21 protein-coding genes are annotated in these 23853 nt (G+C 58.1%); 15 read left to right on the top strand and 6 right to left on the bottom strand.

Translation table 11 applies throughout. From position 1 onward, the window contains the following. Positions 1-206 precede the first annotated feature (206 nt). Complete coding sequence (locus tag ACTYEO_RS05790; RefSeq protein ID WP_449322769.1) at positions 207-1718, top strand: calcium-binding protein; 1512 nt, start codon at positions 207-209, stop codon at positions 1716-1718. A gap of 76 nt (positions 1719-1794) precedes the next feature. Here ACTYEO_RS05790 and ACTYEO_RS05785 read toward each other — a convergent pair whose 3' ends face one another. The 4 genes from ACTYEO_RS05785 to ACTYEO_RS05770 all read right to left on the bottom strand — a co-directional run bounded on the left by ACTYEO_RS05785 (position 1795) and on the right by ACTYEO_RS05770 (position 5147). Continuing rightward, a complete protein-coding gene (locus tag ACTYEO_RS05785) occupies positions 1795-2655 on the bottom strand; it encodes a D-amino-acid transaminase (RefSeq protein ID WP_449322768.1) in 861 nt (286 codons plus the stop codon). Positions 2656-2659: 4 nt separating this feature from the next. Then, positions 2660-3622 (bottom strand): N-acetyl-D-Glu racemase DgcA, encoded by a 963-nt coding sequence (gene dgcA / locus ACTYEO_RS05780; RefSeq protein WP_449322767.1) that lies wholly within the window; start codon positions 3620-3622, stop codon positions 2660-2662. After that, positions 3619-4620 (bottom strand): N-acetyltransferase DgcN, encoded by a 1002-nt coding sequence (gene dgcN, locus ACTYEO_RS05775; RefSeq protein ID WP_449322766.1) that lies wholly within the window; start codon positions 4618-4620, stop codon positions 3619-3621. Before dgcN ends, dgcA begins: the two co-directional genes overlap by 4 nt. 176 nt (positions 4621-4796) lie before the next feature. Continuing rightward, a complete protein-coding gene (locus ACTYEO_RS05770) occupies positions 4797-5147 on the bottom strand; it encodes a hypothetical protein (protein ID WP_449322765.1) in 351 nt (116 codons plus the stop codon). Between the two features lie 197 nt (positions 5148-5344). On the opposite strand from ACTYEO_RS05770, the gene ACTYEO_RS05765 reads away from it, so the two are divergent. The 4 genes from ACTYEO_RS05765 (at position 5345) to ACTYEO_RS05750 (ending at position 9494) form a co-directional block, all read left to right on the top strand. Beyond that, positions 5345-6334, top strand: coding sequence for a glutathione S-transferase family protein (locus ACTYEO_RS05765; RefSeq protein ID WP_449322764.1), 990 nt, complete (start codon positions 5345-5347; stop codon positions 6332-6334). A 40-nt stretch (positions 6335-6374) separates the two neighbouring features. Continuing rightward, the gene (locus ACTYEO_RS05760; RefSeq protein WP_449322763.1) at positions 6375-7334 is read left to right on the top strand and encodes a threonine-phosphate decarboxylase; all 960 of its coding nucleotides are present in this window, start codon (positions 6375-6377) and stop codon (positions 7332-7334) included. Continuing rightward, positions 7331-8251, top strand: a complete 921-nt coding sequence (gene cbiB, locus ACTYEO_RS05755) for an adenosylcobinamide-phosphate synthase CbiB (RefSeq protein WP_449322762.1) — start codon at positions 7331-7333, stop codon at positions 8249-8251. Before ACTYEO_RS05760 ends, cbiB begins: the two co-directional genes overlap by 4 nt. A gap of 70 nt (positions 8252-8321) precedes the next feature. Beyond that, a complete protein-coding gene (locus tag ACTYEO_RS05750; protein WP_449322761.1) occupies positions 8322-9494 on the top strand; it encodes a lytic murein transglycosylase in 1173 nt (390 codons plus the stop codon). A gap of 5 nt (positions 9495-9499) precedes the next feature. Here the strand turns inward: ACTYEO_RS05750 and smc are convergent, their stop codons facing one another. Beyond that, positions 9500-12955 (bottom strand): chromosome segregation protein SMC, encoded by a 3456-nt coding sequence (gene smc, locus ACTYEO_RS05745; protein ID WP_449322760.1) that lies wholly within the window; start codon positions 12953-12955, stop codon positions 9500-9502. Positions 12956-13279: 324 nt separating this feature from the next. Between smc and rsfS the strand changes: the two genes are divergently transcribed. The 3 genes from rsfS to ACTYEO_RS05730 all read left to right on the top strand — a co-directional run bounded on the left by rsfS (position 13280) and on the right by ACTYEO_RS05730 (position 15325). Continuing rightward, on the top strand, positions 13280-13711 hold the full coding sequence (gene rsfS, locus ACTYEO_RS05740; RefSeq protein WP_449322759.1) for a ribosome silencing factor: 432 nt from the start codon (positions 13280-13282) through the stop codon (positions 13709-13711). Positions 13712-13721: 10 nt separating this feature from the next. Beyond that, complete coding sequence (gene rlmH / locus ACTYEO_RS05735) at positions 13722-14192, top strand: 23S rRNA (pseudouridine(1915)-N(3))-methyltransferase RlmH (RefSeq protein ID WP_449322758.1); 471 nt, start codon at positions 13722-13724, stop codon at positions 14190-14192. A 77-nt stretch (positions 14193-14269) separates the two neighbouring features. Beyond that, on the top strand, positions 14270-15325 hold the full coding sequence (locus tag ACTYEO_RS05730; RefSeq protein WP_449322757.1) for a glycosyltransferase: 1056 nt from the start codon (positions 14270-14272) through the stop codon (positions 15323-15325). Here ACTYEO_RS05730 and ACTYEO_RS05725 read toward each other — a convergent pair. Next, entirely contained in the window at positions 15301-16110 is an 810-nt protein-coding gene (locus tag ACTYEO_RS05725; protein ID WP_449322756.1) for an ABC transporter permease, read from the bottom strand. The two genes, ACTYEO_RS05730 and ACTYEO_RS05725, sit on opposite strands and share 25 nt — an antisense overlap. 43 nt (positions 16111-16153) lie before the next feature. Here ACTYEO_RS05725 and ACTYEO_RS05720 point away from each other — a divergent pair, with 43 nt between their 5' ends. From ACTYEO_RS05720 to ACTYEO_RS05690, 7 genes are read left to right on the top strand one after another with little or no spacing between them, the layout of a single operon-like run. Continuing rightward, positions 16154-17359 carry a sugar transporter gene (locus ACTYEO_RS05720; RefSeq protein WP_449322755.1) on the top strand — a complete coding sequence of 402 codons (1206 nt, stop codon included), beginning with the start codon at positions 16154-16156 and terminating at the stop codon, positions 17357-17359. After that, positions 17356-18009, top strand: a complete 654-nt coding sequence (locus tag ACTYEO_RS05715) for an ABC transporter ATP-binding protein (protein WP_449322754.1) — start codon at positions 17356-17358, stop codon at positions 18007-18009. Before ACTYEO_RS05720 ends, ACTYEO_RS05715 begins: the two co-directional genes overlap by 4 nt. A gap of 57 nt (positions 18010-18066) precedes the next feature. Continuing rightward, entirely contained in the window at positions 18067-19281 is a 1215-nt protein-coding gene (gene glf, locus ACTYEO_RS05710) for a UDP-galactopyranose mutase (protein ID WP_449322753.1), read from the top strand. Positions 19282-19286: 5 nt separating this feature from the next. Then, complete coding sequence (gene gpmI, locus ACTYEO_RS05705) at positions 19287-20831, top strand: 2,3-bisphosphoglycerate-independent phosphoglycerate mutase (RefSeq protein WP_449323002.1); 1545 nt, start codon at positions 19287-19289, stop codon at positions 20829-20831. Beyond that, on the top strand, positions 20828-21964 hold the full coding sequence (locus ACTYEO_RS05700; protein ID WP_449322752.1) for a murein hydrolase activator EnvC family protein: 1137 nt from the start codon (positions 20828-20830) through the stop codon (positions 21962-21964). The genes gpmI and ACTYEO_RS05700 overlap by 4 nt, the downstream gene beginning before the upstream one ends. A gap of 20 nt (positions 21965-21984) precedes the next feature. Continuing rightward, positions 21985-23316, top strand: a complete 1332-nt coding sequence (locus ACTYEO_RS05695; protein WP_449322751.1) for a S41 family peptidase — start codon at positions 21985-21987, stop codon at positions 23314-23316. Continuing rightward, a complete protein-coding gene (locus ACTYEO_RS05690; protein ID WP_449322750.1) occupies positions 23313-23804 on the top strand; it encodes an RNA pyrophosphohydrolase in 492 nt (163 codons plus the stop codon). Before ACTYEO_RS05695 ends, ACTYEO_RS05690 begins: the two co-directional genes overlap by 4 nt. Positions 23805-23853: the final 49 nt, after the last annotated feature.

Here is a 23853-nt window from a genome sequence, read left to right as displayed (position 1 = left end):
AGGGTGCTTGGCCGTCGGCCTAGAGCGCTCAGACAGGACATTGGCGGTGGGTCCAATAGGGGCAGTCGCCAGAACAGTGTTGTCACGTCCCCGCTGGGAGAAGACGAGAGCCCTCGTCCCCCCGAAACGGCACGCGACAATACAAAGACTACCTAGGTCTCTCGCTGCGAGGGGCCACTCAATCGGGTCGTATACCGGGGGATAACATGCTTGGACTTTTACTTTTGGGACCTCTGCTTTCGCTAGGTCTGGGTTTTTATTTTCTGGATGATGACGATGATGATGACAGCTCGTCGGATACGAATACCCAGCCTCGGACAACGACATCAGGTGGGGGCGGAACCACTGGGCCTTTGATCCTTAACGGCAGCGAAGGCCCCCTCTTCCTCGGGGCGACAGCCAATAGTGTGACGGGCAGCAGTCTGCTTGACGACGTCAATCTTGGCGGCGGCAATGACACGATGAATGGCGCTGGTGGCAATGATGTCATCGATGGAAACCAAGGCAATGACAGTGTCTCGGGTGGTGTTGGAAATGACCTGCTTCGCGGTGGCTGGGGCATTGACAGCCTGTTTGGCGATGGTGGCGATGATACGCTTTTCGGCGGTCAGTTCTCTGACCTTCTGGAGGGCGGTTTTGGCAATGACCAACTCAATGGTGAAGACGGCCTAGATACGCTGGTCGGTGGCGCGGGCAATGATGTTTTGCGCGGCGGCACTGGGGGTGACACCCTGATGGGCGGCGAAGGCAATGACAGCATCTTTGGCAATGAAGACCGCGACAGCCTGATGGGCGGTGATGGTGTCGATACGATGGATGGTGGTTCTGGCAATGACACCATGTTTGGTGGCAATGACAATGACATCATGTTCGGTGGCACCGATAATGACAGCATCGATGGCGGGCTCGGAAACGACTCGATCTCTGGTGGGGCTGGTGCTGATACCGTTTCTGCGGGTTTTGGTGCTGACACAATCTTGGGTGATGCGGGCAACGACTCGATCGATGCGGGCGATGGGGATGATACCATCGACGGCGGAGACGGTTCTGACACCATCAACGGTCAGGCGGGTAATGATACGATTGACGGTGATAACGGCCTTGACGTGATCCTTGGCGGCGCTGGAAACGATGTAATTTCCGGAGATGCTGGCAATGACACCATTGATGGCGAAGACGGCAATGACACCTTGCGCGGCGGCATCGGCAACGACTCTGTCTCTGGCGGCGTTGGCAATGACTCGATCCTTGGCAATGATGGCGCGGATACGCTGATCGGCGGTGACGGGCTTGATACGATCAGGGGTGGCGAAGGCCTCGACAGTATTGATGGCGGTGCGGGCAATGACTTCCTTGCAGGTGATGCAGGCAATGACACCCTGACGGGTGGTGATGGTGCCGACACGCTTGTTGGTGGCGACGGAGAAGACCTGCTGAACGGCGATCAGAGCGATACACTCACTGGTGGCGCAGGCAATGATGACTTTGTGGTCACCGTCGCAGCCGGTAGTGCGACAACGATCACCGATCTGGACCCAGCAGCCGAGACTATAAACCTTGTGATCAGCCCTGCCCCTGCAGCGGGTACGGTGACGCTGACCCAAGCGGGCAGCAATGTCGAGGTTCAGGTATCCGGCACGGTTGTAACCGTCCTACAGGGCACAACTGTTGCGGCGGCAACCCCTGCTGTTCAAGTGAACGGAGCAGCGATCCCGTAAATGAATTGGCCGGAGATGGGGAACCACCTCCGGTTAGATCAATTTTCGCTTTGGAAATTCGGGAAAGCCGTGATCTTCAGATCGCGGCTTTTCTGCTTTCATCAAGGTAGATTTCGCGCAAGCGGCTGGCCACAGGGCCGGGCGTGCCGCTGCCAATCTCATCGCCATCGATCTCGACCACGGGCATCACAAAGGTCGAGGCCGAGGTGATAAAGGCCTCATCGGCGGCTTTGACTTCTTCAATGGTAAAGGCGCGCTCCTCCACGACCATCTGCGCCTCACGCGCAAAGCGCAGGACAGCGGCGCGGGTGATGCCATGCAGGATCTCGTTGCCAAGATGGCGGGTGATGATTTTACCATTCTTGATGATATAGGCGTTGTTCGATGTGCCTTCCGTGACAAAGCCGTCCTCGACCATCCAAGCATCATCCTTGCCCTCGGCCTTGGCCATCATCTTGCCCATGGAGGGGTAGAGAAGCTGAACCGTTTTGATATCGCGGCGGCCCCAACGTTGATCCTCGATCGAGATCACCTTGATGCCCGCTTTGGCGGCAGGGCTATCGGCCAATCCGGGTTTGGACTGGGTGAATAGCACGAGTGTTGGTTTGGTATCGGCAGGGGGATAGGCGAAATCGCGGTCAGCGGCTGCGCCACGTGTGATCTGCAGATAGATCATCCCCTCATCAATCTCGTTCAGGGTGACCAATTCACGGTGGATCTCGAGCAGCTCATCCATCGTGCAGGGGGCGGCCATATCCAATTCGTTCAACGACCGCTCAAGCCGCGCTGCATGGCCCGCAAAATCAAGCAGCTTGCCGCCCAAAACACTTGTCACCTCATAGACGCCATCAGCGAAGAGAAAGCCGCGATCAAAGATCGAAACCGTGGCTTCGGTTTCAGGAAGATACTCGCCGTTGACATAAACGGTGCGGGTCATGGATTTATCCCCAAAGTTCGGGACGGGCCGGATGCACTCCGCTGCCGTCGAATTGCAATGCGTTTTCACGGTCTTCGGCCAGAAGAAGCGGCCCGTCAAGATCAGTGATTGCCACGCCTTGCGCAACCAGAAGCGCAGGTGCCATGGCAAGCGATGACCCGACCATGCAGCCGACCATCACCTGATAGCCCTGGTCAAGGGCTGCTTGCCGCAATGCCAAGGCCTCGGACAGGCCGCCTGTTTTATCGAGTTTGATGTTCACCATGTCATATTTGCCTTTGAGGTCAGGCAGGCTGGCGCGGTCATGGCAGCTTTCATCGGCGCAGACGGGTAGGGGGCGGTCAATCTCGGCCAGCATTCCATCCTGCCCCGCAGGCAAGGGTTGTTCGACCATCTCGACCCCAAGGCGCAAAAGATGCGGGGCCAGATCAGCATAGACCTCGGCCGTCCATCCTTCATTGGCATCAACGATGATGCGCGCTTGTGGTGCGCCTGCGCGCACGGCTTCAAGGCGGGGCATGTCATCTGCGGTGCCGAGCTTGATTTTCAGCAAGGGTCGAAAGGCGTGCTTTGCGGCTGAGGCCCGCATCTTCTCGGGCGTGTCCAGCGAAAGGGTGAAAGCCGTGATCTCGGGGCTTGGCGCGGGGAGGCCCGCAAGCCGCCAAACGGGCATGCCTGTCGATTTGGCCTGCCAATCCCAAAGGGCGCAATCAACGGCATTTCGGGCGGCACCAGCGGGCAAAGCATCTTGCAGATCCTGCCTAGAAATTGTGGCAGGCAGCGCTTCGATCTCGGCGGTGACGCTTTCAAGGGTTTCGCCATATCTGGCATAGGGCACACATTCCCCCCAGCCCGTCACGCCATCACGGATAACCCGCACCGTGAGCACCTTGGCCTCAATCCGCGAGCCACGTGAAATGGTGAAGGCTTCGGCAAGGCGGAACGTGTCAGGGGTGACAGAAATCATAGGGCATCCAAGGCATCACACAGGCGTCCTGCACCCTGACGGAAAGGATCGGCGGTGGGAAGACCCATGCGCTTTTCAATCGCTTCGAGATAGGAGAGCGCCTCATCCTCGCCCATGGCAGCAGTGTTGATGGAGATACCGGCCACCTCGCATTTTGGGTTAGCAACCCGCGCCAGCGGCAGGGCGGTATCGCGCAGCGCCTCGAGTGTGGGCAAGGCATAGCCAGGCAGGCCACGCATATGGGTGCGGGTGGGCTCATGGCTGAGGATCAGCGCATCGGGTTGGCCACCATGGACCAGCGCCATTGTCACGCCCGAGTAAGACACGTGGAACAGGCTGCCCTGACCTTCGATCATATCCCAATGATCTGCGTCATTATCGGGGGTCAGCCATTCAACGGCCCCTGCCATGAAATCTGCGATCACCGCATCCAGCGGCACGCCGCTGCCCGTGATCAAAATACCTGTCTGCCCAGTGGCGCGGAAGCTGGATTTCAGGCCGCGCTTCTTCATCTCGGCATCCATCGCGAGGGCGGTATACATTTTCCCAGCCGAGCAATCGGTGCCCACGGCCAGACAGCGCTTGCCGCTACGCTTGATGCCATTGGCGATCGGGTATTGAACACTGGGCACCCGCACATCATGCAGCTGGCGCCCGCAGGCTTTTGCAACGGCAGCAAGGTCTTCTTCATCGCGGAGCAGGTTGTGCAGGCCCGAGGCGATGTCGAACCCATCCTCCAGCGCGGCGATCAGCACCTTCTTCCAAGCCGCCGAGATAACACCCCCGCGGTTGGCCACGCCGATCACAAGTGTTTTGGCACCAGCGGCCTTGGCAGCGGCCAAATCCATATCGGCAAGGTTAACATCGGCCTTACAGCCTTCCATCCGAAATTGGCCAACGGCGTTATCAGGGCGCCAGTCACGGATGCCTTGCGCCACTTTCGCGGCCAATTGGTCAGGCGCGTCACCAAGAAACAGCAAATATGGCGTTTCAATCATCGGGGCTCTCCATGGGAAAAATGAGTCGCGCGCAGCTTAGCGCCATGTCTCAGGGAGAGTTTCGCGGAGTTGTGTTGTTTGTCGCTACTATGCCCAAGAATTTCCCAGACATCCGATCCACCACGCAAGAATTTTGCGCGATTCGCCAAAGGGCTGGGATAAGTCCGTCAGTGAGCCTATCCGCGCGGGAGATATGCCATGGCAAGGGGATCAGCCGTTTCGAAATCGACGGGCGCCGTGTTGGAGGCGGCCGTGTTGCGCTTGTACTCATAGCGTATCAGGTCCCCTTCTTCCGAGGAGGCGACGATCAAAGCACGGTAAAGATGCCGTGGCCCTTCATAGATATCGACATGGCCGCGCATATGGGGCGTTTGCTCTGTGTCTACGGCAAAGCCATTCTCGGAAAACTCGAGAATCGGGAAAACACTGTCATCAATATGCACACGCAGCTTCGACTTGCGGCGCCGATCAAGTTTCTGGGCGGCGCGCAGGCCATCCATCACTTCTTTTGGTAAAAAATCCGTCATGATGTCTCTGTACTCCCTAGGCCTTAAAATGGTGTTAGTTCCGGCGGCGTCAACCGAAGCTTTCGCCGCAGTGCAGTAAAAATCCGCTCCTGCGACGGCGGTTGTGCAGTGATGAACAGCTCCTCCCTGATCATGCGCATTTGCTGCAAGCGCCATGCCGACTACATCACTGGGCAAGCAGAAAAGGAGAGACCCCGATGGGTTTGTTGATCGACGGCAAATGGGAAGACCAGTGGTATGACACCAAATCGACTGGCGGCGCTTTCAAACGCAGTGAAGCCCAGTTTCGCAATTGGGTGACCAGTGATGGCAGCGCGGGCCCCAGTGGTGATGCGGGTTTCAAGGCCGAATCGGGGCGCTATCACCTCTATGTGTCGCATGCCTGCCCTTGGGCCAATCGCACGATGATTTTTCGCGCTTTGAAAGGGCTGGAAGAACATATCTCGGTTTCCGTCGTTCACCCCGACATGCTTGGCGAGGGCTGGACCTTTGCCAGTGATTTTGAAGGGGCCACGGGCGATACCTTGTTCGGAACCGATTTCGCGCGCGATATCTACATAAAGGCGCAGCCCGATGTGACGACGCGGGTGACCGTGCCGATCCTATGGGACAAAAAGCGCGCGACCATTGTCTCGAACGAAAGCTCCGAGATCATCCGCATGTTCAACTCGGCGTTCAATGAGGTGACGGGCGACCAGCAGGATTTCTACCCTGAAGCGTTGCGCAGCCAGATCGATGAGATCAACAAACGCGTCTATGACGAGATTAATAACGGCGTCTATAAATCGGGCTTTGCGACCACGCAAAAGGCCTATGACAGTGCCGTTCATACCCTGTTCGAGGCCTTGGATTGGGTTGAGGATATTCTTTCCAAAAGCCGTTACCTGACGGGTGATCAAGTGACCGAAGCCGATTGGCGTTTGCTGACCACCTTGGTGCGGTTTGACCCCGTCTATCACCTGCATTTCAAATGCAATCGCAAGCGTATTATCGATTACCCCAATATCTGGGCCTATACGCGCGAATTGTATCAATGGCCTGGCGTGGCAGGGACGATCGATTTCGATCATATCGTGCGGCATTACCATTACAGCCATGACACGATTAACCCCTATCGCATTCTGCCGATCAATCCTGAGATTGACTGGCAGGCTCCGCATGGCCGTGAGGCATTGCAGGCGGGCTGAAAATCCGATTGAACATCGGGCCTGAGGAGATGATGGCCCGATGTCCCATCCAGTGAATACGCGCGACCATGGCGGCGGCATTGATGCGGCATGTCTGCGCTATGGCGGGACGCGTGGTGATTGGGTTGATCTTTCAACAGGCATAAACCCCAATCCCTATCCCATAACAGACCTCGTGCCAGATGCATGGACGGCCTTGCCAGACCAAGCGGCGATGGATCGGTTGATGCGCGCTGCGCGGCAGTTCTGGAATGTGCCTGATGAGGCAATGATTGTCTCGGCTTCAGGTGCCTCGGCGCTGATTGCGCTGATGCCGTTTCTGACAGAGCAGTCCAGTGTCTATATCCCCCAGCCCACTTATAACGAGCATGAAGCGGCCTTTCGCGCGCAAAATCGGCCAAGGGTTGATGCCGCGCGGGATGCGCCTGTGCATGTTCATGTCCATCCCAATAACCCTGACGGGCGCATGATCACGCCTGAGATGGTCACCGCGCCTGCATTGAGCATTATTGATGAGAGCTTTTGCGATACCTGCCCGCAAAACAGCCTCATCGCGCTGGCCGCCCGACCTGATGTCGTGGTTCTCAAAAGCTTTGGTAAATTCTGGGGCCTTGCGGGGATGCGCTTAGGGTTTGCGATCGCGCGGCCTGAAATTGCAACTCGCCTTGCCGATATGCTGGGGCCTTGGGCTGTTTCAGGGCCTGCTTTGCAGATCGGGGCCGAGGCTTTGGAAGATCACGATTGGGCCAATCAAACACGCCTCCAGCTTGAAGCAGCCGCGCAGCGGCTAGACCTGCTGATGGCGGGGCATGCCAAGCGGTTGATTGGTGGCACCAGCCTGTTTCGCAGCTATGAGGTTGAGGATGCCGCCGGCCTGCAAGCGCGCCTTGCATCGGCCCATATCTGGACGCGCATCTTTCCTTATTCAACGACATGGATCCGCTTTGGTCTTCCCGCGTCGGAGGATCACTGGGCGCGTCTGGAAGAGGCGCTGTCATGATCGGCTGCACGGCTTTCCTTTTGGTGCTGGCGATGCTGCTGGATGCCGCCTTGGGCGAGCCGCGTTGCCTGTGGTCGAAACTCCCTCATCCAGCGGTTTTGATGGGCCGCGCGGTGCAGCATTTCGATGATGTCCTCAATATCCCAGAAAAGGCACGACTTGGCGGAATAGTGACTGTTTTCGGCCTCAGTTTGGGGGCTGTTCTGCTTGGGCTTTTAATCGCATCTCTGCCCTTTGGCTGGCTTTGGTCGATTTTGGGTGCGGCCATTTTGATCGCGCAGCGCAGCTTGGTCGATCACGTGCAAGCCGTTGCAGACGGGTTGCGCTATGGGTTGGGGGATGGGCGCCGCGCGGTCGCCATGATCGTCGGGCGCGACACCCGCGATATGGATAAAACCGATATCGCCCGCGCCGCCATTGAAAGCGCGGCCGAGAATTTTTCTGATGGTGTTATCGCTCCTGCCTTTTGGTTTCTGATCGCCGGTTTGCCGGGGATATTGCTTTATAAAGTGATCAACACTGCCGATAGCATGATTGGCCATCGCACCCCGCGCTATCACGCGTTTGGTTGGGCGGCAGCGCGGCTGGATGATCTGCTCAATTGGGTGCCAGCGCGGCTGACTGCTGGCATGATTGCGCTGGCCTTCTGGTCTTCACATGCGTGGAAAGTGGTTCGTAAAGATGCGCGCTTGCACCGTTCGCCCAATGCGGGCTGGCCCGAGGCGGCCATGGCGGGTGTGCTGGATATCGCGCTTTCGGGGCCGCGCAGTTATCACGGCGAGATGCAGGATTATCCTTTCGTGAATGCCACTGGGCAGCATGCGCTGGATGAAGGCGATATCGAAGCTGCCATCGGCGTTTTATGGCGGGTCTGGCTGCTGGCGCTTGCGTTGGTTTTGCTCGTCGCGGTGTTTTGAAGCATTCCCTGTTTGCCTCTGGCCTTGTGATTGCTACTGTCCTCAAAAATTTGCCGACAGGACATTACCCATGCGTATTTTGACCGCCGCCGCCTTTTCTCTTGCCATGACTGGAAGTGCTTTTGCGCAACAATGTGGGGGTGATTTCTCAGGCTTTGTTGATGGCTTGCGGCAGGAAGCCATAAGCCGCGGCCATAGCGCGGAGAGTGTGAACAGCTTTTTCCGCTCGGCCAGACAGGATGGGGCCGTGATCAGGGCAGATCGTGCGCAGGGCGTGTTTCAATTGCCCTTCACCGATTTTTCGCGCCGTGTGATCAGCCAGAACCGCATTGATAACGGCGCGCGCAATGGTCAGCGCTATGATGCGGTGTTCGATGCAGCCGAGAGCCAGTTTGGTGTCTCGCGCGGCGTTCTTCTCGCCTTTTGGGCGCTGGAGACGGATTACGGGCAAGTTCAGGGTGATTTCAACACGCTCAACGCGCTTGTCACCTTGGCGCATGATTGCCGCCGGCCTGAATTGTTCCGTCCTCAGGTTTTTGCGGCACTTGAGTTGTACGAGAATGGCGATTTTGACCCTGCAGATACCACGGGTGCTTGGGCGGGCGAGATCGGGCAGGTGCAGATGCTGCCCGAGGATATCCTGACCAGAGGCGTGGATGGCGATGGAGACGGGCATGTCACGCTCAAGACATCCGCGCCTGATGCTTTGCTGTCTGGGGCCAATATGCTGCGTGGCCTTGGCTGGCGCGCGAACGAGCCTTGGCTGGTCGAAATTCAGGTACCGTCCAATCTTGATTGGGCGATGACAGGGCTGGATCATACCCGCAGCGTGTCTGAATGGGAGCAATTGGGCGTGCAAGCGCGCAGCGGATCTTTGAGTGGCGGTAATCTGCATGCCTCGGTGATCCTGCCGCAGGGGCGCAATGGACCAGCCTTTCTGGCCTATCCGAATTTCTCGGTGCTGTTCGAGTGGAACCAGAGCTTTGTCTATGTGGCCACCGCTGCTTATTTCGCCACCCGCCTTGAGGGCGCGCCCGTGTTTAATGCAGGCAACCCCGAGGCCGGTTTAAGCGGTGCCGAGATCGAGCAGCTTCAGCAGCGCCTTGTGGCGCGTGGCTATGATGTTGGCGGGGTTGATGGCATATTGGGACGTATGACGCGGGCCGCTGTTCAGGCCGAGCAACAACGGCTTGGAATGCCTGCTGATGCATGGCCGACACGGGCATTGCTCAACGCGCTCTGACTGTATTAGGCAACCAGCTGTTCTGCTTTCTTGAGATCGACGCTGACCAGCTGGCTGACGCCTTGTTCCTGCATCGTAACACCAAAGAGGCGATCCATGCGGGCCATGGTCACGGCGTGGTGCGTGATAATCAGGAAGCGCGTATCGGTCCGGCGAGTCATCTCGTCCAGAAGGTCACAAAAGCGCGTGACATTGGCGTCATCCAAAGGTGCATCGACCTCGTCCAGCACGCAAATCGGGGCGGGGTTGGCAAGGAACACGCCAAAGATCAGGGCAAGCGCTGTCAGCGTCTGCTCACCGCCCGACAAGAGGGACAGGGTGGAAAGCTTCTTGCCAGGGGGTTGGCACAAAATCTCGAGGCCGGCTTCCAAAGGATCGTCACTTTCGACCAGAACCAAACGGGCCTCGCCCCCGCCAAAGAGATGGGTGAAGAGCGTCGAGAAATTCTTGTTCACTTCCTCAAAAGCGGCCAGCAGGCGTTCGCGCCCTTCGCGGTTGAGTGAGAAAATACCGCTCCGCAGCTTTTTGATCGCCTCTTCAAGATCGATCTTTTCCGCTTCCAGACTGTCATGTTCTTCCTGCACTTCGCGGGCATCTTCCTCGGCGCGCAGATTGACGGCACCAAGCGCATCACGTTGGCGGCGCAGGCGCAGAACGTCATTCTCGATATGCTCGGCAGGGGCCATCTTGTCGGGGTCAAGCTCGAGGTTTTCGAGAAGGGCGGCAGGTTCGACCCCCATCTCTTCCATGATCCGCTCGGCGGCATGGGCTACACCCTCAGCCGCGCCATCACGACGGGCTTCGGCAGCGGCGCGCGCCTCGCGGGCCTCAGAAGCTGTGCGCTCGGCATCCCGTTCGCTTGCAATGGCAGTACGCAACATGCCCTCGGCCACCGAGAGCGCATCACTTGCCGCCGCTTTACGCTTTTCCGCCTCGGAAATATGGCCCGACAATTCAGCGCGCTTGGCGGCGATTTCTTCGGGCTTGTTATGCGCCTCGGTTAGTTCCTTTTCGGATTGGCCTTTGCGGGTTTGCAATTCGGCCATCCGTGCGGCGGCGGTATCGAGACGTTTGCGCCATGTCTCGACATCATTGGCGATCTGATCAATGCGGCGTTCGCGGGCTTCGCCTTCGCGCTTCAGCTCATCATAGGCGGTGCGCTTGGCCAGCATGGTGATCCGTGCGGCTTCGACGGTGGTTTTGGTATCTGCAACGCGGCTGCGCATCACATCAAGGTTTTCCAATTCGCCTTGCGCCGTTTCCGCTTGGGCCAATTGCGCCAGAGCGGCCTCGGCCTCTTCTTCATGGCGCGTGACGGCTTGGGTTAATGTCTCCAGACGGCCTGCAAGGATGTTCCGCTCGGCCTCAGCGCGCGAGAGGTTGCGGCTGGCCTCGGCCATCTGAGTATCGGCATCGCGGCGCGCTTGGCGGGCTTGTTTGTCAGCCTCGGTCAGGGCGGCAAGCCGTGCTGCGATTTGGGTATGGGCTGTGCGGGTACGCTCGGTTGCGGTTAGGGCGCGTTCCAACTCGGCCGATAGATCGTTGAGCTTGTTGACCTGCTGAAGGCGACGCGCGGCTGTCGAGGACCCATCAGCCGCTGCCAAAGCATACCCATCCCAACGCCATAGATCGCCCTCGCGGCTGACCAGACGTTGGCCGGGTTTTAGCGCATCCTGCAGGCGCGCCCCGTCCTTGGCATCGACGATGCCCACTTGCGACAGGCGGCGGGCAAGTACATCAGGCGCGTCCGTGTAATCCGCAAGCGATGCGACCCCAGATGGCAGCGGGAACATATCACCATAGGGTGACAGCTTGGTCCATCCCGTGCTGCCTGCATCCTGCGCAACAGGGGCTTTAAGATCATCGGCCAAAGCCGCGCCAACGGCGGCCTCAAACCCTGGTGCAACGCGCACAAGATCCAGCAATTGCTCGCCTTGGCCGCGTTCGCGTTCCAGCAATTTGGTCAGGGCGCGCACCTCGGAATCGAGGGTGTTTGCCGTGCCTTCGGTTTCCGCCAAGGCCGCGCGGGCCTCCCCTTCGGAGACCTGCGCCTGCGCGCGGGCGGCTTCGGTTTCCACCAAAGTGGCTTCGGCGCGCGCGGTCAGATCGGTGGCGGCTTCCATCGCGGCTTGCGCCGTGTCGAGATCACGGGTCAGCATCGACAGGCGGTCTTGCGCCTCGGTTGCGGCGCTGCGGGCCTTATCAGCCTCGGCTGTGTTGCGCTCGGCGGCCTTGCGCGCATCCGAAACAACCCGTTCAGCCGATTGATGGCGGGCGGCAAGGCGGGCTGCATCCTCGGTCAACTGGCTCAGGGCGGCTTCCCGCTCGGACATGATCCGCGCTGCGTCAGAGGCCTCGAAGGATGATTTTGCCACCGCTTCATCATGGCCGTCGCCCGCCGCGATCAGCTCGTCGCGTTCCGCTTCCAGCCGTGAGATCGTCTCGCCTGCATCCGTGTTCAGGCTGGCCTCGCGGCTAATATCGCGGCCAAGCTGTTCGATCCGGTTTTGCAGGGATTCGATGTTTTGCCGCGCGCGGGCCTCTTCTGTTTCCAGCGCATCCCGTTCGACTGTGACACGCTGCAAAATGGCGGCGGCGATTGTCTCTTCCTCGCGCCGCGCAGGCAGCTTTTCCTCGGCCTCTTCGCGGGCTTTGGTTGTGTTGAGCGCCGCGCTCTCGGCGCTGGCGGCAGCCGTTACGGCGGCGCGCAGGGTTTCCTCGGCCCGCAGGCGGGCTTCTTCGGCTTCCTTCCAGCGCAGATAGAGCAACAGCCCCTCGGCTTGGCGCAGTTCTGCTCCGATTTCGCGGTAGCGTGACGCTTGGCGGGCCTGCCGCGCGAGCGATGCCAATTGCTGTGCCAGTTGCTCCAACACGTCATCCACACGCGCGAGGTTGGTTTCCGCGCCTTTCAGCTTCAACTCAGCCTCGTGGCGGCGTTGATAGAGCCCCGAAATACCCGCGGCTTCCTCAAGCACGCGGCGGCGCGCACGCGGCTTTGCATTGATCAGTTCCGAGATTTGCCCCTGCCGCACCAGCGCGGGCGAATGCGCCCCCGTCGATGCATCCGCAAACAACATCTGCACGTCGCGCGCGCGCACGTCTTTCCCGTTGGTTTTATAAGCGCTGCCGGCATCACGGGTGATCCGCCGAATGATTTCCAACTGGTCCGTGTCATTGAAGGAGGCGGGGGCAAGACGTTCGGAATTGTCCAGAATCAGCCCGACTTCGGCAAAATTCCGCGCTGAACGTGTGGCGGCGCCTGCAAAGATCACATCTTCCATGCCGCCGCCGCGCATCGCGGTCGGACGATTCTCACCCATCACCCAACGCAGGGCTTCAAGCAGGTTCGACTTTCCACAGCCATTCGGACCCACAACACCTGTCAAACCATCCGCAATGATAAGATCGGTGGGGTCTACGAAACTTTTGAAGCCGTTCAGTCTAAGTTTGGAAAAGCGCAAAAGCCTTCCCCCGGTTGATTCTGATAGAAATGACTGTCTTGCTTGAAAGCCGCTTGAGTCAATAACGAACCCCTGTATGTGGATAAGTATAGGCAGTTTTCCACAACATATAGACGTTATATAAGCATATAGTGGTCAGCCACGGCCCCTCTGCGCCTTTGAGTGGGTCAGGATGCAGATGCCGCATTGTCCTAAGGGGGCTATGTGCAATCGTTGCAGGTGGGCCACGCAATTTCGGCTCTCTTTCGAAAGATTGAGATCAAGCGCCCGAGATGCTATGTTTGATGCATGGCCCGCGCTGAGGCTCTTTGTCAGCGCTTAATCATGGAGGACCGAGTCCTGACTGGACCGACCATTGCCGTTGCTGAGACAACAGCTGAAACAGCCCAAATCGCGGGCAAAACGCAGACCCTGACGAGCGAAGGCTTGCTCGAGAAGGTGCTCGCATCCCTTGAAAATGACAAAGCGGAAGAGATCGTCGAGATCAACCTTCGGGGCAAATCCTCGATGGCGGATTACATGGTGATCGCCTCTGGCCGTTCGTCGCGTCAAGTCGGTGCCATCGCCGAGAAACTTGCCGATTCCCTCAAGCAGGATCATGGCATCCTGTGCAAGATGGAAGGCAAGCAGACAGGCGATTGGGTGCTGATCGATACGGGCGATGTTATCGTCCATGTTTTCCGCCCTGAAGTGCGTGAATTCTATCAGATCGAAAAGATGTGGATGCCTGAAGCAGCAGCGCAGACCAGCCAGTAAGGGCAGGCTTGTGCGCATCCATCTGTGTGTCGTGGGCCGGTTGCGATCAGGCCCCGAACGTATTCTTCTTGATGACTATCTGACCCGCTTTGAAAAATCAGGCCGTGCCTTGGGGCTCGGGCCTGTGCAGGTGCATGAGGTCGAGGATAAAAAAGGCGGCGGCATGTCGGCAGAGGCGGATTTGCTGCGCCGTGCGATCCCGTCAGGTGCTGCGATCTGGGCGATGGACGAGCGCGGGAAAGTGATGTCTTCGCCAGCCTTTGCCCAAGATATCGCCAAGCTCAGGGATCAGGGGCGCGGCGATCTGGCTTTTGTCATTGGCGGCGCTGACGGGATTGACCCATCCCTGAGGTCTCAGGCGGATCGTACGATCTCATTCGGGGCGATGGTCTGGCCGCATATGCTGGTGCGCGTGATGCTGTCCGAGCAGATTTACCGCGCGGCCTCCATTCTTGCAGGTGCGCCTTATCATCGGGTGTGACCGCCCGCTTCCTAAGCATTTTTTAATCTAAAACCGTCATGGATTTGGGGAAGCCCGAAGCCAGCGGAATGAGATTTATGAGCCTCCTGCATCCCTTAAGCCCTGATCCGGATAATGCAGCCCCGATTGTCGGGTTGGATCCGAGCTTGGCAAAGGCGGGGAAGGTGGTGGCAGTGGTCGTCACGCATAACCGTTTTGCACAGCTCAAACAGACGATCAGCGCGCTGCTGGCCGTTCCGCCGCCGTTCTTGCAAGGAATTCTAGTGGTGGATAACGGCTCGGATGATGGCAGTTGGGGATGGCTTGCCAGCGTACAAGACCCACGCATTCTTCCACTGCGTCATTCCAAAAACCTTGGCGGTGCGGGCGGGTTTCATGCGGGCCTGCGCGCGGCGGTCTCGCTGATGGATCCTGATTGGGTGGTCGTTATGGATGATGACGGGCGCCCTGATGACGGGGCGATTGCCGCGTTTCATCAAACTGATTTGAGCGGTTGGGATATGGTGGCGGCGGCCGTGCGCTATCCCGATGGAGCGATTTGCGAAATGAACCGCCCCTCGCGCAATCCGTTCTGGTCGGTTGGGGCCTTCTGGGCGACGGCGCGTCATGGCCGATCTGGGTTTCATATTGACCCTGCGCATTATGCCGATGGCATGGCGCCTGTGCAGGTGGATGTATCCTCATTTGTCGGGTTGTTTATTTCGCGCAAAACCGTTGACCTCATCGGCTATCCCGATCCGTCCCTTTTTGTTTATGGCGAGGATGGTCTTTATACGCTTGCGGCCTCGAAGGCGGGCCTCAGGATCGGGTTTTTTCCGCAAATTCGCTTCACGCATGATTGTACCACCTTTGTGGCGCGGGACCGTGCCTTTTCCGAGATTTGGAAGGCGTATTACTACCACCGCAATTTGCTTCATCTCTATCGCGCGGCGGCGGGGTTTTGGTTCTGGCCCGCGCTTGGGGCTGTTTTGCCGAAATGGCTTTGGCGGATCACTCGGCAAAAGCATCGGCGCGGTCGGTTTGCCCTGATTTTGGCCTTGGCCATATGGGACGGGTTATGGGGCGTAAAGCACCGGTCCCATGATCAGGTTTTGCGTCTGTCCGGCGCTCACCGTGAAAGGATATCGCGATGAGTTTTGCGCAAGACCAACAGCCCCAAAGCCAAGGGGAACAGCCCTGCAAACAGCGTATAGCTGATGGTGACATAGGGCGGCTGATACATCGGGTAGAACCCTTCCCGCATCAGGGCGGTGACATGGATCAGCGGGTTGAACCACAAAATATCCTGCGCCCAAGCGGGCAAATCCTCGGGCAAGACGAGAATGCCCGATGCCAGAAACAAGGGCCGAGTGATGATCGACCATATCTGCGCCCAAACAGGCAGCACACCCATCAGGAAACAGTTCAAAACGCCGATGCCCAATCCCAAAATTCCCGCCAATGCCAAAGCCCCGAGGATCGGGCCTGGAACCAAGGGAGAGGTTGTTTTGGTCACAGCCAGAATACCCACCAAAAGAATGTAAGTGACCAACAGACTGGTCAGAAAGTTCAGGATGAAGCGGGCCAGTATCGCATCAATCCAGCGCAAGGCTGGATAGGCGAGCAAGGGTTTGGAAAAGATCAGGGCGCGGCTGACTGTCAGTTGCACGTTTTGGAACAACAAAAAGGGCAGAAACCCCGTGGCGTAGAACAGGATGAAGGATGTGCCCAATGGCGGGTTATGGATGATCAGCGAGAACCCGATCGCCAGAATGGCAATTGTGCCCAAAGGCTCCAACACCGCCCAGATATATCCGCCAACGCTCTGCCCATAGCGCGAGGACATCTCGCGCAGCATCAGCGCTGCAATGCTCCGCAGGCTTGCAATCAGCGGGTTGGAGGGCGGCAGGCCCGAGCGGTTTGGCAAACTGTAACTCACGGCACTCTCCTGTCTCGATCCTTGGTCGGGGCGGTTCTAACGGATGAGGGGTGAAGGAATGGTGGATGCGGTGCTTCAAGCTGTTCCAAAACCGCCCGAGCGCATCATTCAGGTGCGCACCATGGCCAAACCCGCCAGAATGCGCCGGCGCCATCTTGGGTTGATCATGGGCTTTATGATGATGGTCCTTGCCCCGCTTTGCGCGATTGCATGGTATCTCGGCGCGCGAGCTGAGGCGCAATATGCCTCGCTTACGGGGTTTACTGTGCGGCAGGAGGAAAGCGGCGCGGCCTCCAGCATGCTGGGTGGCTTTGCGCAATTCGCGGCCATCTCCAGCGCAACAGGTGACACCGACATCTTGCATGAATTCATCCAAAGTCAGGAGTTGGTGGCCCGTATCGCCACCCATTTCGATCTGGTTGCGCATTACACTGGCCCTTGGGAGCGCGATCCGATTTTTGCCCTCGCACCTGATCCCAGTATCGAGGATTTGCTGGATTACTGGCAGCGGGTCGTGCGCGTCTCCTATGATCAGGGGACAGGTTTGGTGGAGTTGCAAGTGCTCGCCTTTGAACCTGAAATGGCGCAGCGGATTGCACAGGAAATCGTGGCGCAAAGCCATGTTTTGATCAATGAATTGAACGCAGCCGCGCGTGCCGATCTGATGCGCTTTGCCGAAGCCGATCTGGTGGATGCCAGCACCCGATTGCGCCTTGCCCGCGAGGCGCTGACCGAGTTTCGCATTCGCACCCAGATCGTTGATCCTGAACCGGATATTCAGGGCCGCATGGGGGTTTTGAACAATCTCCAACAACAGCTTGCGCAAGCCTTGATCGAATTCGATGTCTTGGCCGAAAATACCAACCAGAGTGATACTCGCGTGGTTCAGGCCAATCGCAGGATCGAGGTGATCCGCGCGCGTATCGCCGAGGAGCGTCAAACCTTCACCCTTCAAGGCGCGACCTTCTCAGGGCAGGATTACCCGACCTTGATGGCCGAATATGAAAGCCTGACGGTTGAGCGTGAATTTGCCGAGCGTGACTACGGGATTGCCTTGGCCGCATTGGAAGTGGCACGTGACAATGCCGCCCGCGAGACGCGCTATCTGGCGGTCTATATTCGCCCCACTTTGGCACAAAGCGCGGAATATCCGCGCGCGGGCATGATCCTTGGGCTCGCCTTCGTATTCCTGATCCTGTCTTGGTCCATCCTGACCTTGATCCTGTATAGCATTCGGGATCGTCGATGATCCGCTTGGAGGGGGTATCCAAGGCCTTCCGCTTGCGCGCGGAGTGGAAGGTGATCCTTGATGATGTGTCCCTGACCCTGCCAAGCGGACGTGCGCTTGCGCTGTTGGGGCGGAACGGTGCGGGCAAGACGACGCTTTTACAAATGATCTCGGGGACAACCCAGCCTGATCGGGGGCGGGTTGTGACCATGGGCGCGGTCTCGTGGCCTGTTGGGTTTGGCGGGTCGCTGCATGGAGATTTGACTGGCGCGCAAAACACGCGATTTATCGCGCGCATCTATGGCGTCGAGACAGCAGAGCTGTTGGAATTTGTCGAGGATTTCGCCGAGCTTGGTGGCCATTTTCACATGCCAATTCGCAGCTATTCGGCAGGCATGAAATCACGGCTTGGCTTTGCAATGTCGATGGGAATTCCTTTTGATACCTATCTGGTCGATGAGGTCACCGCCGTTGGCGATGCTGCATTCCGGCGCAAAAGCAAAGCCGTCTTTCGCGAAAGGATCAGAAGCGCCAGCGCGATCATGGTCAGCCATAACCTTGCCGAGCTGCGCGATTATTGTGATGCGGCATTGCTGCTGGAAGCTGGTGAGTTGCGCTATTTCCCCGACCTGAATGAGGCGATTGCCATCCATAAAGCCATGCTCGCCTAACCGAGCCTTAACCATCACCCGCTACTTCAAGAGGGTGAGGTTACAGGAGGTTGCGAGATGACAATCCTATGCGTTGGGGCTGGGTTTTCAGGCGCTGTCATCGCGCGCGAATTGGCCGAGGCGGGGTTGCGCGTGGATGTGGTCGAGGCGCGTGATCATGTCGCTGGAAATTGTCATAGCAGCCGTGACCCTGCGACAGATGTTCTGGTCCACCGCTATGGCCCACATATTTTCCACACCGATGACGCGCAGGTTTGGGCTTATGTGAACCGCTTTGCCAAATTTCACCTCTATCGCCATCAAGTCAAAACGCTGTCAGGCGGCGCGGTCTATTCCATGCCGATCAATCTGCACACGATTAACCAGTTCTTCGGGCGAAGCATGACGCCTGATGAGGCAAAGACCTTTATCGCAGGACGCACGGTTTTTATCCCTCAGCCTGAAAGTTTTGAGGAACAGGCGCTCAGCATGGTTGGCCCCGAGATTTATGAGGCCTTCCTGAAAGGATATACCGAAAAGCAATGGGGCCGCGCGCCCTCAGATTTGCCGGCCAGTATTCTCAAACGGCTGCCCCTGCGATTTTCCTATGATGACAATTACTTTTTCCACAGGTTTCAGGGCATGCCCGAGCAGGGCTACACCCCCTTGGTCACGGGCATTCTAGATCACCCCCTGATTGATCTGCATCTGAACAGCCCGTTCGATCCCGCCATGGCATCGCGCTATGACCATATATTCTGGTCGGGCCCGCTTGATGCATGGTTCGGGCATGATTTTGGGCATCTGGGGTACCGGACGCTCGATTTTTCGCATGGTCAGGCGCGGGGCAGCCACCAAGGTGCGCCGATCATGAATTACGCTGACACCAAAACACCTTATACCCGTGTGACTGAGCACAAGTATTTTGCGCCTTGGGAAAGCCATGAGGAAACGGTTTTCACCTTCGAGACCCCGCGCGAATTTAAGGCGGGTGATATCCCCTATTATCCGATCCGCCTGCTCTCGGATAAATCGATGCTCACCGATTATGTCGCGCGCGCTGCCCTGACCGAAGGGGTGACGTTTTGCGGGCGGCTAGGCACCTATCGCTATCTTGATATGGATGTCACGATCCGTGAGGCGCTGGAGACGGCGCAAGCCTTCCTCAAGCTGCGCCGCAATGACGGTATTATGCTAGCCTTTATTCACCCCCCTATCCCTCAACCCACGGCTTGCCTCTCTGCCTTGCGCTCCGTAGAACCGGAGCGAATGAGCAGAAAGGCCGTCGCATGAGCGAAATGCCCACAAAGAAACCCGTTGTGCTTTGTATTCTGGATGGTTGGGGCTTGAACCCGAATGAAGAAGGCAATGCAGTTGCCCTCGCTCAGACCCCGAATTTTGATCGCTTGATGGCTGAATGCCCCAATGCCACGCTGACCACTTTTGGCAATGATGTTGGACTGCCGACAGGACAGATGGGCAATTCCGAGGTGGGCCATACCAATATCGGTGCAGGCCGTGTCGTGGCGATGGATTTGGGGATGATCGACCTCGCCATCGAGGATGGGTCCTTTTTCGACAATGCTGCCTTGAAGGATTTCGCCGCGAAGGTGAAAGCCAGTGGCGGGGTCGCCCATATCGCAGGGCTTGCCTCACCTGGCGGGGTGCATTCGCATCAGAGCCATATCGCCGCTGCCGCCAAAGCCCTTTGCGATGCGGGCCTTGCGGTAAATATCCATGCCATCACAGACGGGCGCGATGTTGCGCCAAAATCCGCGCTCGACCAGATTGCCGCGCTTGAAGCTGCCCTGCCTGATGGCGCGCAAGTGGTGTCGGTGATCGGACGATATTACGCGCTTGATCGTGATACACGTTGGGAACGTGTTGAAACCGCCTATCGCAGAATTGTGGATGGCGAGGCACTGAACGGGTTTGATGGCCTGAATGGCGGTGTCTATGATCGCGCATCTGACGCAATCGAGGCTGCCTATGCGCGGGGCGAGACGGATGAGTTTATCCAGCCCTCGGCGATCAAGGGCTACCAAGGGCTGAAGACGGGGGATGGCCTGTTCTTCGCCAATTTCCGCGCTGACCGTGCGCGTGAAATTCTCTCGGCCATCGGTGATCCGGATTTTGATGGTTTCGATATCACGGGCCGCCCCGCATTGGCCGCCCTTTTGGGCATGGTCGATTATTCCAAAACCCATGACAGCTTCATGACCACGGTCTTTCCCAAGCAGGAAATCGTCAATTCTTTGGGCGCTTGGGTCGCCTCCAAAGGGTTGTGGCAGTTCCGTTTGGCCGAGACCGAGAAATACCCCCATGTCACTTTCTTCCTCAATGGCGGGCGCGAAACCCCCGAGATTGGCGAAGACCGTGCGATGCCAAAATCGCCGAAAGTGGCGACCTATGATCTCCAGCCTGAGATGAGCGCGCCTGAGGTGACCGAGAAATTGGTTGATGCGATCGGAGCAGGCTATGACATGATCGTCGTGAATTTCGCCAACCCCGATATGGTGGGCCATACAGGTGATGTCGCCGCCGCGATGAAAGCCTGTGAAGCCGTTGATGCAGGCCTTGGCGCGGCACTTGCCGCTTTGGACAAGGCAGGCGGTGCAATGATCGTGACAGCAGATCACGGCAATTGCGAGATTATGATCGACCCTGAAACAGGGGGCAGGCACACGGCTCATACGTTAAGCCCTGTTCCCGTCATCCTTTATGGTGGGCCAAAGGGTGCCACGCTGGCCAAGGGCCGTCTGGCGGATCTTGCGCCAACGGTTCTGACCCTGATGGGGCTGGATCAACCGCCCGAGATGACAGGGCGGTCACTGATCCGATGACGCGTATTGGCTGCGTCATCAGCCTTTTGGCTTGGAGTGTTCTGAGCGGCCCTGCGCGGGCCGATCTGGACCCTGCCGAGGCGGCTGAAACTGCGGCCCTTATGTTGGAAACAGCGGCCCTGTCCCTGTCTGAGGCAGATGGCGCGCGCGACCGTGTCGAGGCGTTGACAGAAACCGTTCGGGCCTATGAAGAAGGCCTCTTGGCCTTGCGCGAAGGCATTCGCCGCGCGGCCTTGCGGGAGCAAACCATTGAAACTGTCTTTGAGGCCGAGCGTTCGCGGCTGGCCAGTCTGCTGGGTGTCTTGCAATCTATTGAGCGTGCGCCCGTGCCGCTCTTGATGATCCACCCCTCTGGCCCAGTTGGCACTGCGCGCTCAGGGATGATCCTGTCGGATGTCACGCCCGCCGTTGCTTCCGAGGCCGAAGAGCTGCGCCGCCAACTTCAGGAGCTGCAATCCATGCGCGCCCTACAATCGCGCGCCCTCGACCAGATGGCGATTGCCTTGCAGGATGTTCAATCGGCCCGTTCCGAATTGTCTCAGGCCATCGCGGATCGGCGCCAATTGCCAACGCGGTTTTCGCTGAATGCAGACGCTTTGCGCCAGATCGTTGAAAGCGTCGATTCCCTTTCAAGCTTTGCCGAGATGCTGCGCGACAGTTCTGCCCCAAACCTTACCGATCCCGATTTACCTCGTTTTGAGACGGCGCGCGGCACACTTGCTTTGCCTGTCCTTGGCCGCCTTTTGCGCGGCTTTAATGAGGAAGATGCCGCTGGTATCGCACGGCCAGGCTTGGTTCTGGCGACAGGGCCGCGCGCTTTGGTCACAAATCCGTGGCCTGCAACAGTGCGCTATGCTGGCCCTCTGCTGGATTATGGCAATGTCGTAATCCTTGAGCCTGATGGAGATTTCCTGTTGATTATTGCGGGGTTAGACGAAGTATTTGTGCAGTCGGGCGATGTGGTTGGCATGTCCGCGCCACTGGCCTTGATGGGCGGTTCCGCACCAGACAGCGAAGAATTGATCGTTACGTCATCGCAAGGAGGTGGCGCAGAGCTCTCGGAAACGCTTTATATAGAACTCAGACAACTCGGTGAGCCGACCGACCCTTCGGAATGGTTTGCGGCCCAGTGATATAGAAAGAAGGTGTTGAGATGAAAAAGCTGGTCATGGCCGCGATTGGTGGCACGACTGCAGGGGTTCTGTTGAGCACGCAGCTTGCCGCCCCGCTCATCGCGCAAGAGAATGAGCGCAGTGTTTCGGTGTATGAGCAGCTCGATTTGTTCGGCGACATCTTTGATCGCATCCGCTCCGACTATGTCGAAGAGGTAGATGAAGGTGCCCTGATCGAGGCCGCGATCAACGGAATGCTCACCTCGCTTGATCCGCATTCCAGTTATTTGCCGCCAAGCGATTTCGATTCGATGCAGGTTCAGACCCGTGGTGAATTTGGCGGCCTCGGCATTGAGGTAACGCAAGAAGACGGATTTGTGCGCGTCATCACTCCAATGGATGACACCCCTGCCATGGAAGCGGGCGTTGAAGCGGGTGATTTCATCACGCATGTGGATGGCGAAGCGCTGCTGGGGCTGACCTTGGAAGACGCGGTTGATTTGATGCGCGGCCCTGTCGGCTCCGAGATCGTGATCACCGTTGTGCGCGAAGATGTGGCCGAGCCCTTCGATATCACCATCATCCGCGATCGCATCCGCCTGACTGCGGCCCGCGCGCGTTTGGAGGGCAACACAGCCGTTCTGCGTGTCTCGACATTCAATGATCAGACCTATCCCAATCTCAGCGATGGCTTGGCCGAGATGATCGCCGAGGTCGGTGGTCTTGAGAACCTCAATGGTGTGGTGCTGGATCTGCGCAATAATCCGGGCGGTCTGCTCAGCCAAGCGATCCGCGTCTCGGATGCCTTTCTTGATCAGGGTGAAATCGTCTCCACCCGCGGCCGCAACCCCGAAGATGGGGAGCGGTATAACTCCACCCCTGGTGATCTGATCGAAGGTCTGCCGCTGGTGGTTCTGGTCAATGGGGGCTCTGCCTCCGCCTCCGAAATTGTGGCAGGTGCCTTGCAGGATCATCGCCGCGCAGTGGTTGTGGGCACCAATACTTTCGGCAAAGGCTCTGTCCAGTCGGTGATGCCCGTGCAAGGGGATGGCGCGATGCGCCTGACGACATCGCTCTATTACACGCCCTCTGGCCGCTCCATTCAGGCCCTTGGTGTGGCGCCCGATATTCTGGTTGAACAGCGCGACCCGATTGAAGTGGATGAGGATGAAGAAGAGCGCGCCACAAGATCCGAGGCTGATCTGCGCGGGGCGCTTGGCAACACAACCCTGACCGAAGACCAGCAACGCCAGTTGGAAATCGAGCGGGAAGCAGCAGAAGCCACAGCCCGCATGCGCAATGAGGATTATCAACTGGCCTATGCCATTGATATTCTCACGGGCCTGAACGCTCTGGGACCAGAGGCGCAGTGAGCGCCAAACTGACGCCAGAGCAGGCGGCCAAACTTCCCTACCGTCCTTGCGTCGGCATTGTCTTGATCAATGCTGACGGCAAGGTCTTCGCGGGCCAACGTGCCGATATGGACAGCCCCGCATGGCAAATGCCGCAAGGGGGCGTCGATACAGACGAGGATGTGCTGGCCGCTGCCAAACGCGAATTGCTGGAAGAGACAGGGGTGCATGAGGGCGATGTGATCTTGTTGCGCCAAACGGCAGATTGGGTGCGCTATGATCTCCCCCTCGTGGTGATCCCAACCCGTTGGGGCGGAAAATACCGTGGCCAGAAACAGCATTGGTTTCTGATGCGGCTCGAGCGCCCTGATAGCTGCATCAACCTCACCTATCAGGATGTAGAATTCTCGGATTGGCGCTGGATGCAGGCCTCGGAGCTTCTTGATCATATCGTCGGGTTCAAGCGCCCGATCTATGAGGCCGTTTTCACCGAATTTGCCCTGATCTAAGCCTTTCATCTTTCCAAAAATACGAAAAACCCGACCTGTCCAAAGGCGC

The organism is Rhodophyticola sp. SM2404 (genome assembly GCF_053570515.1).
This window is presented reverse-complemented; position numbering and strand designations above follow the sequence as displayed.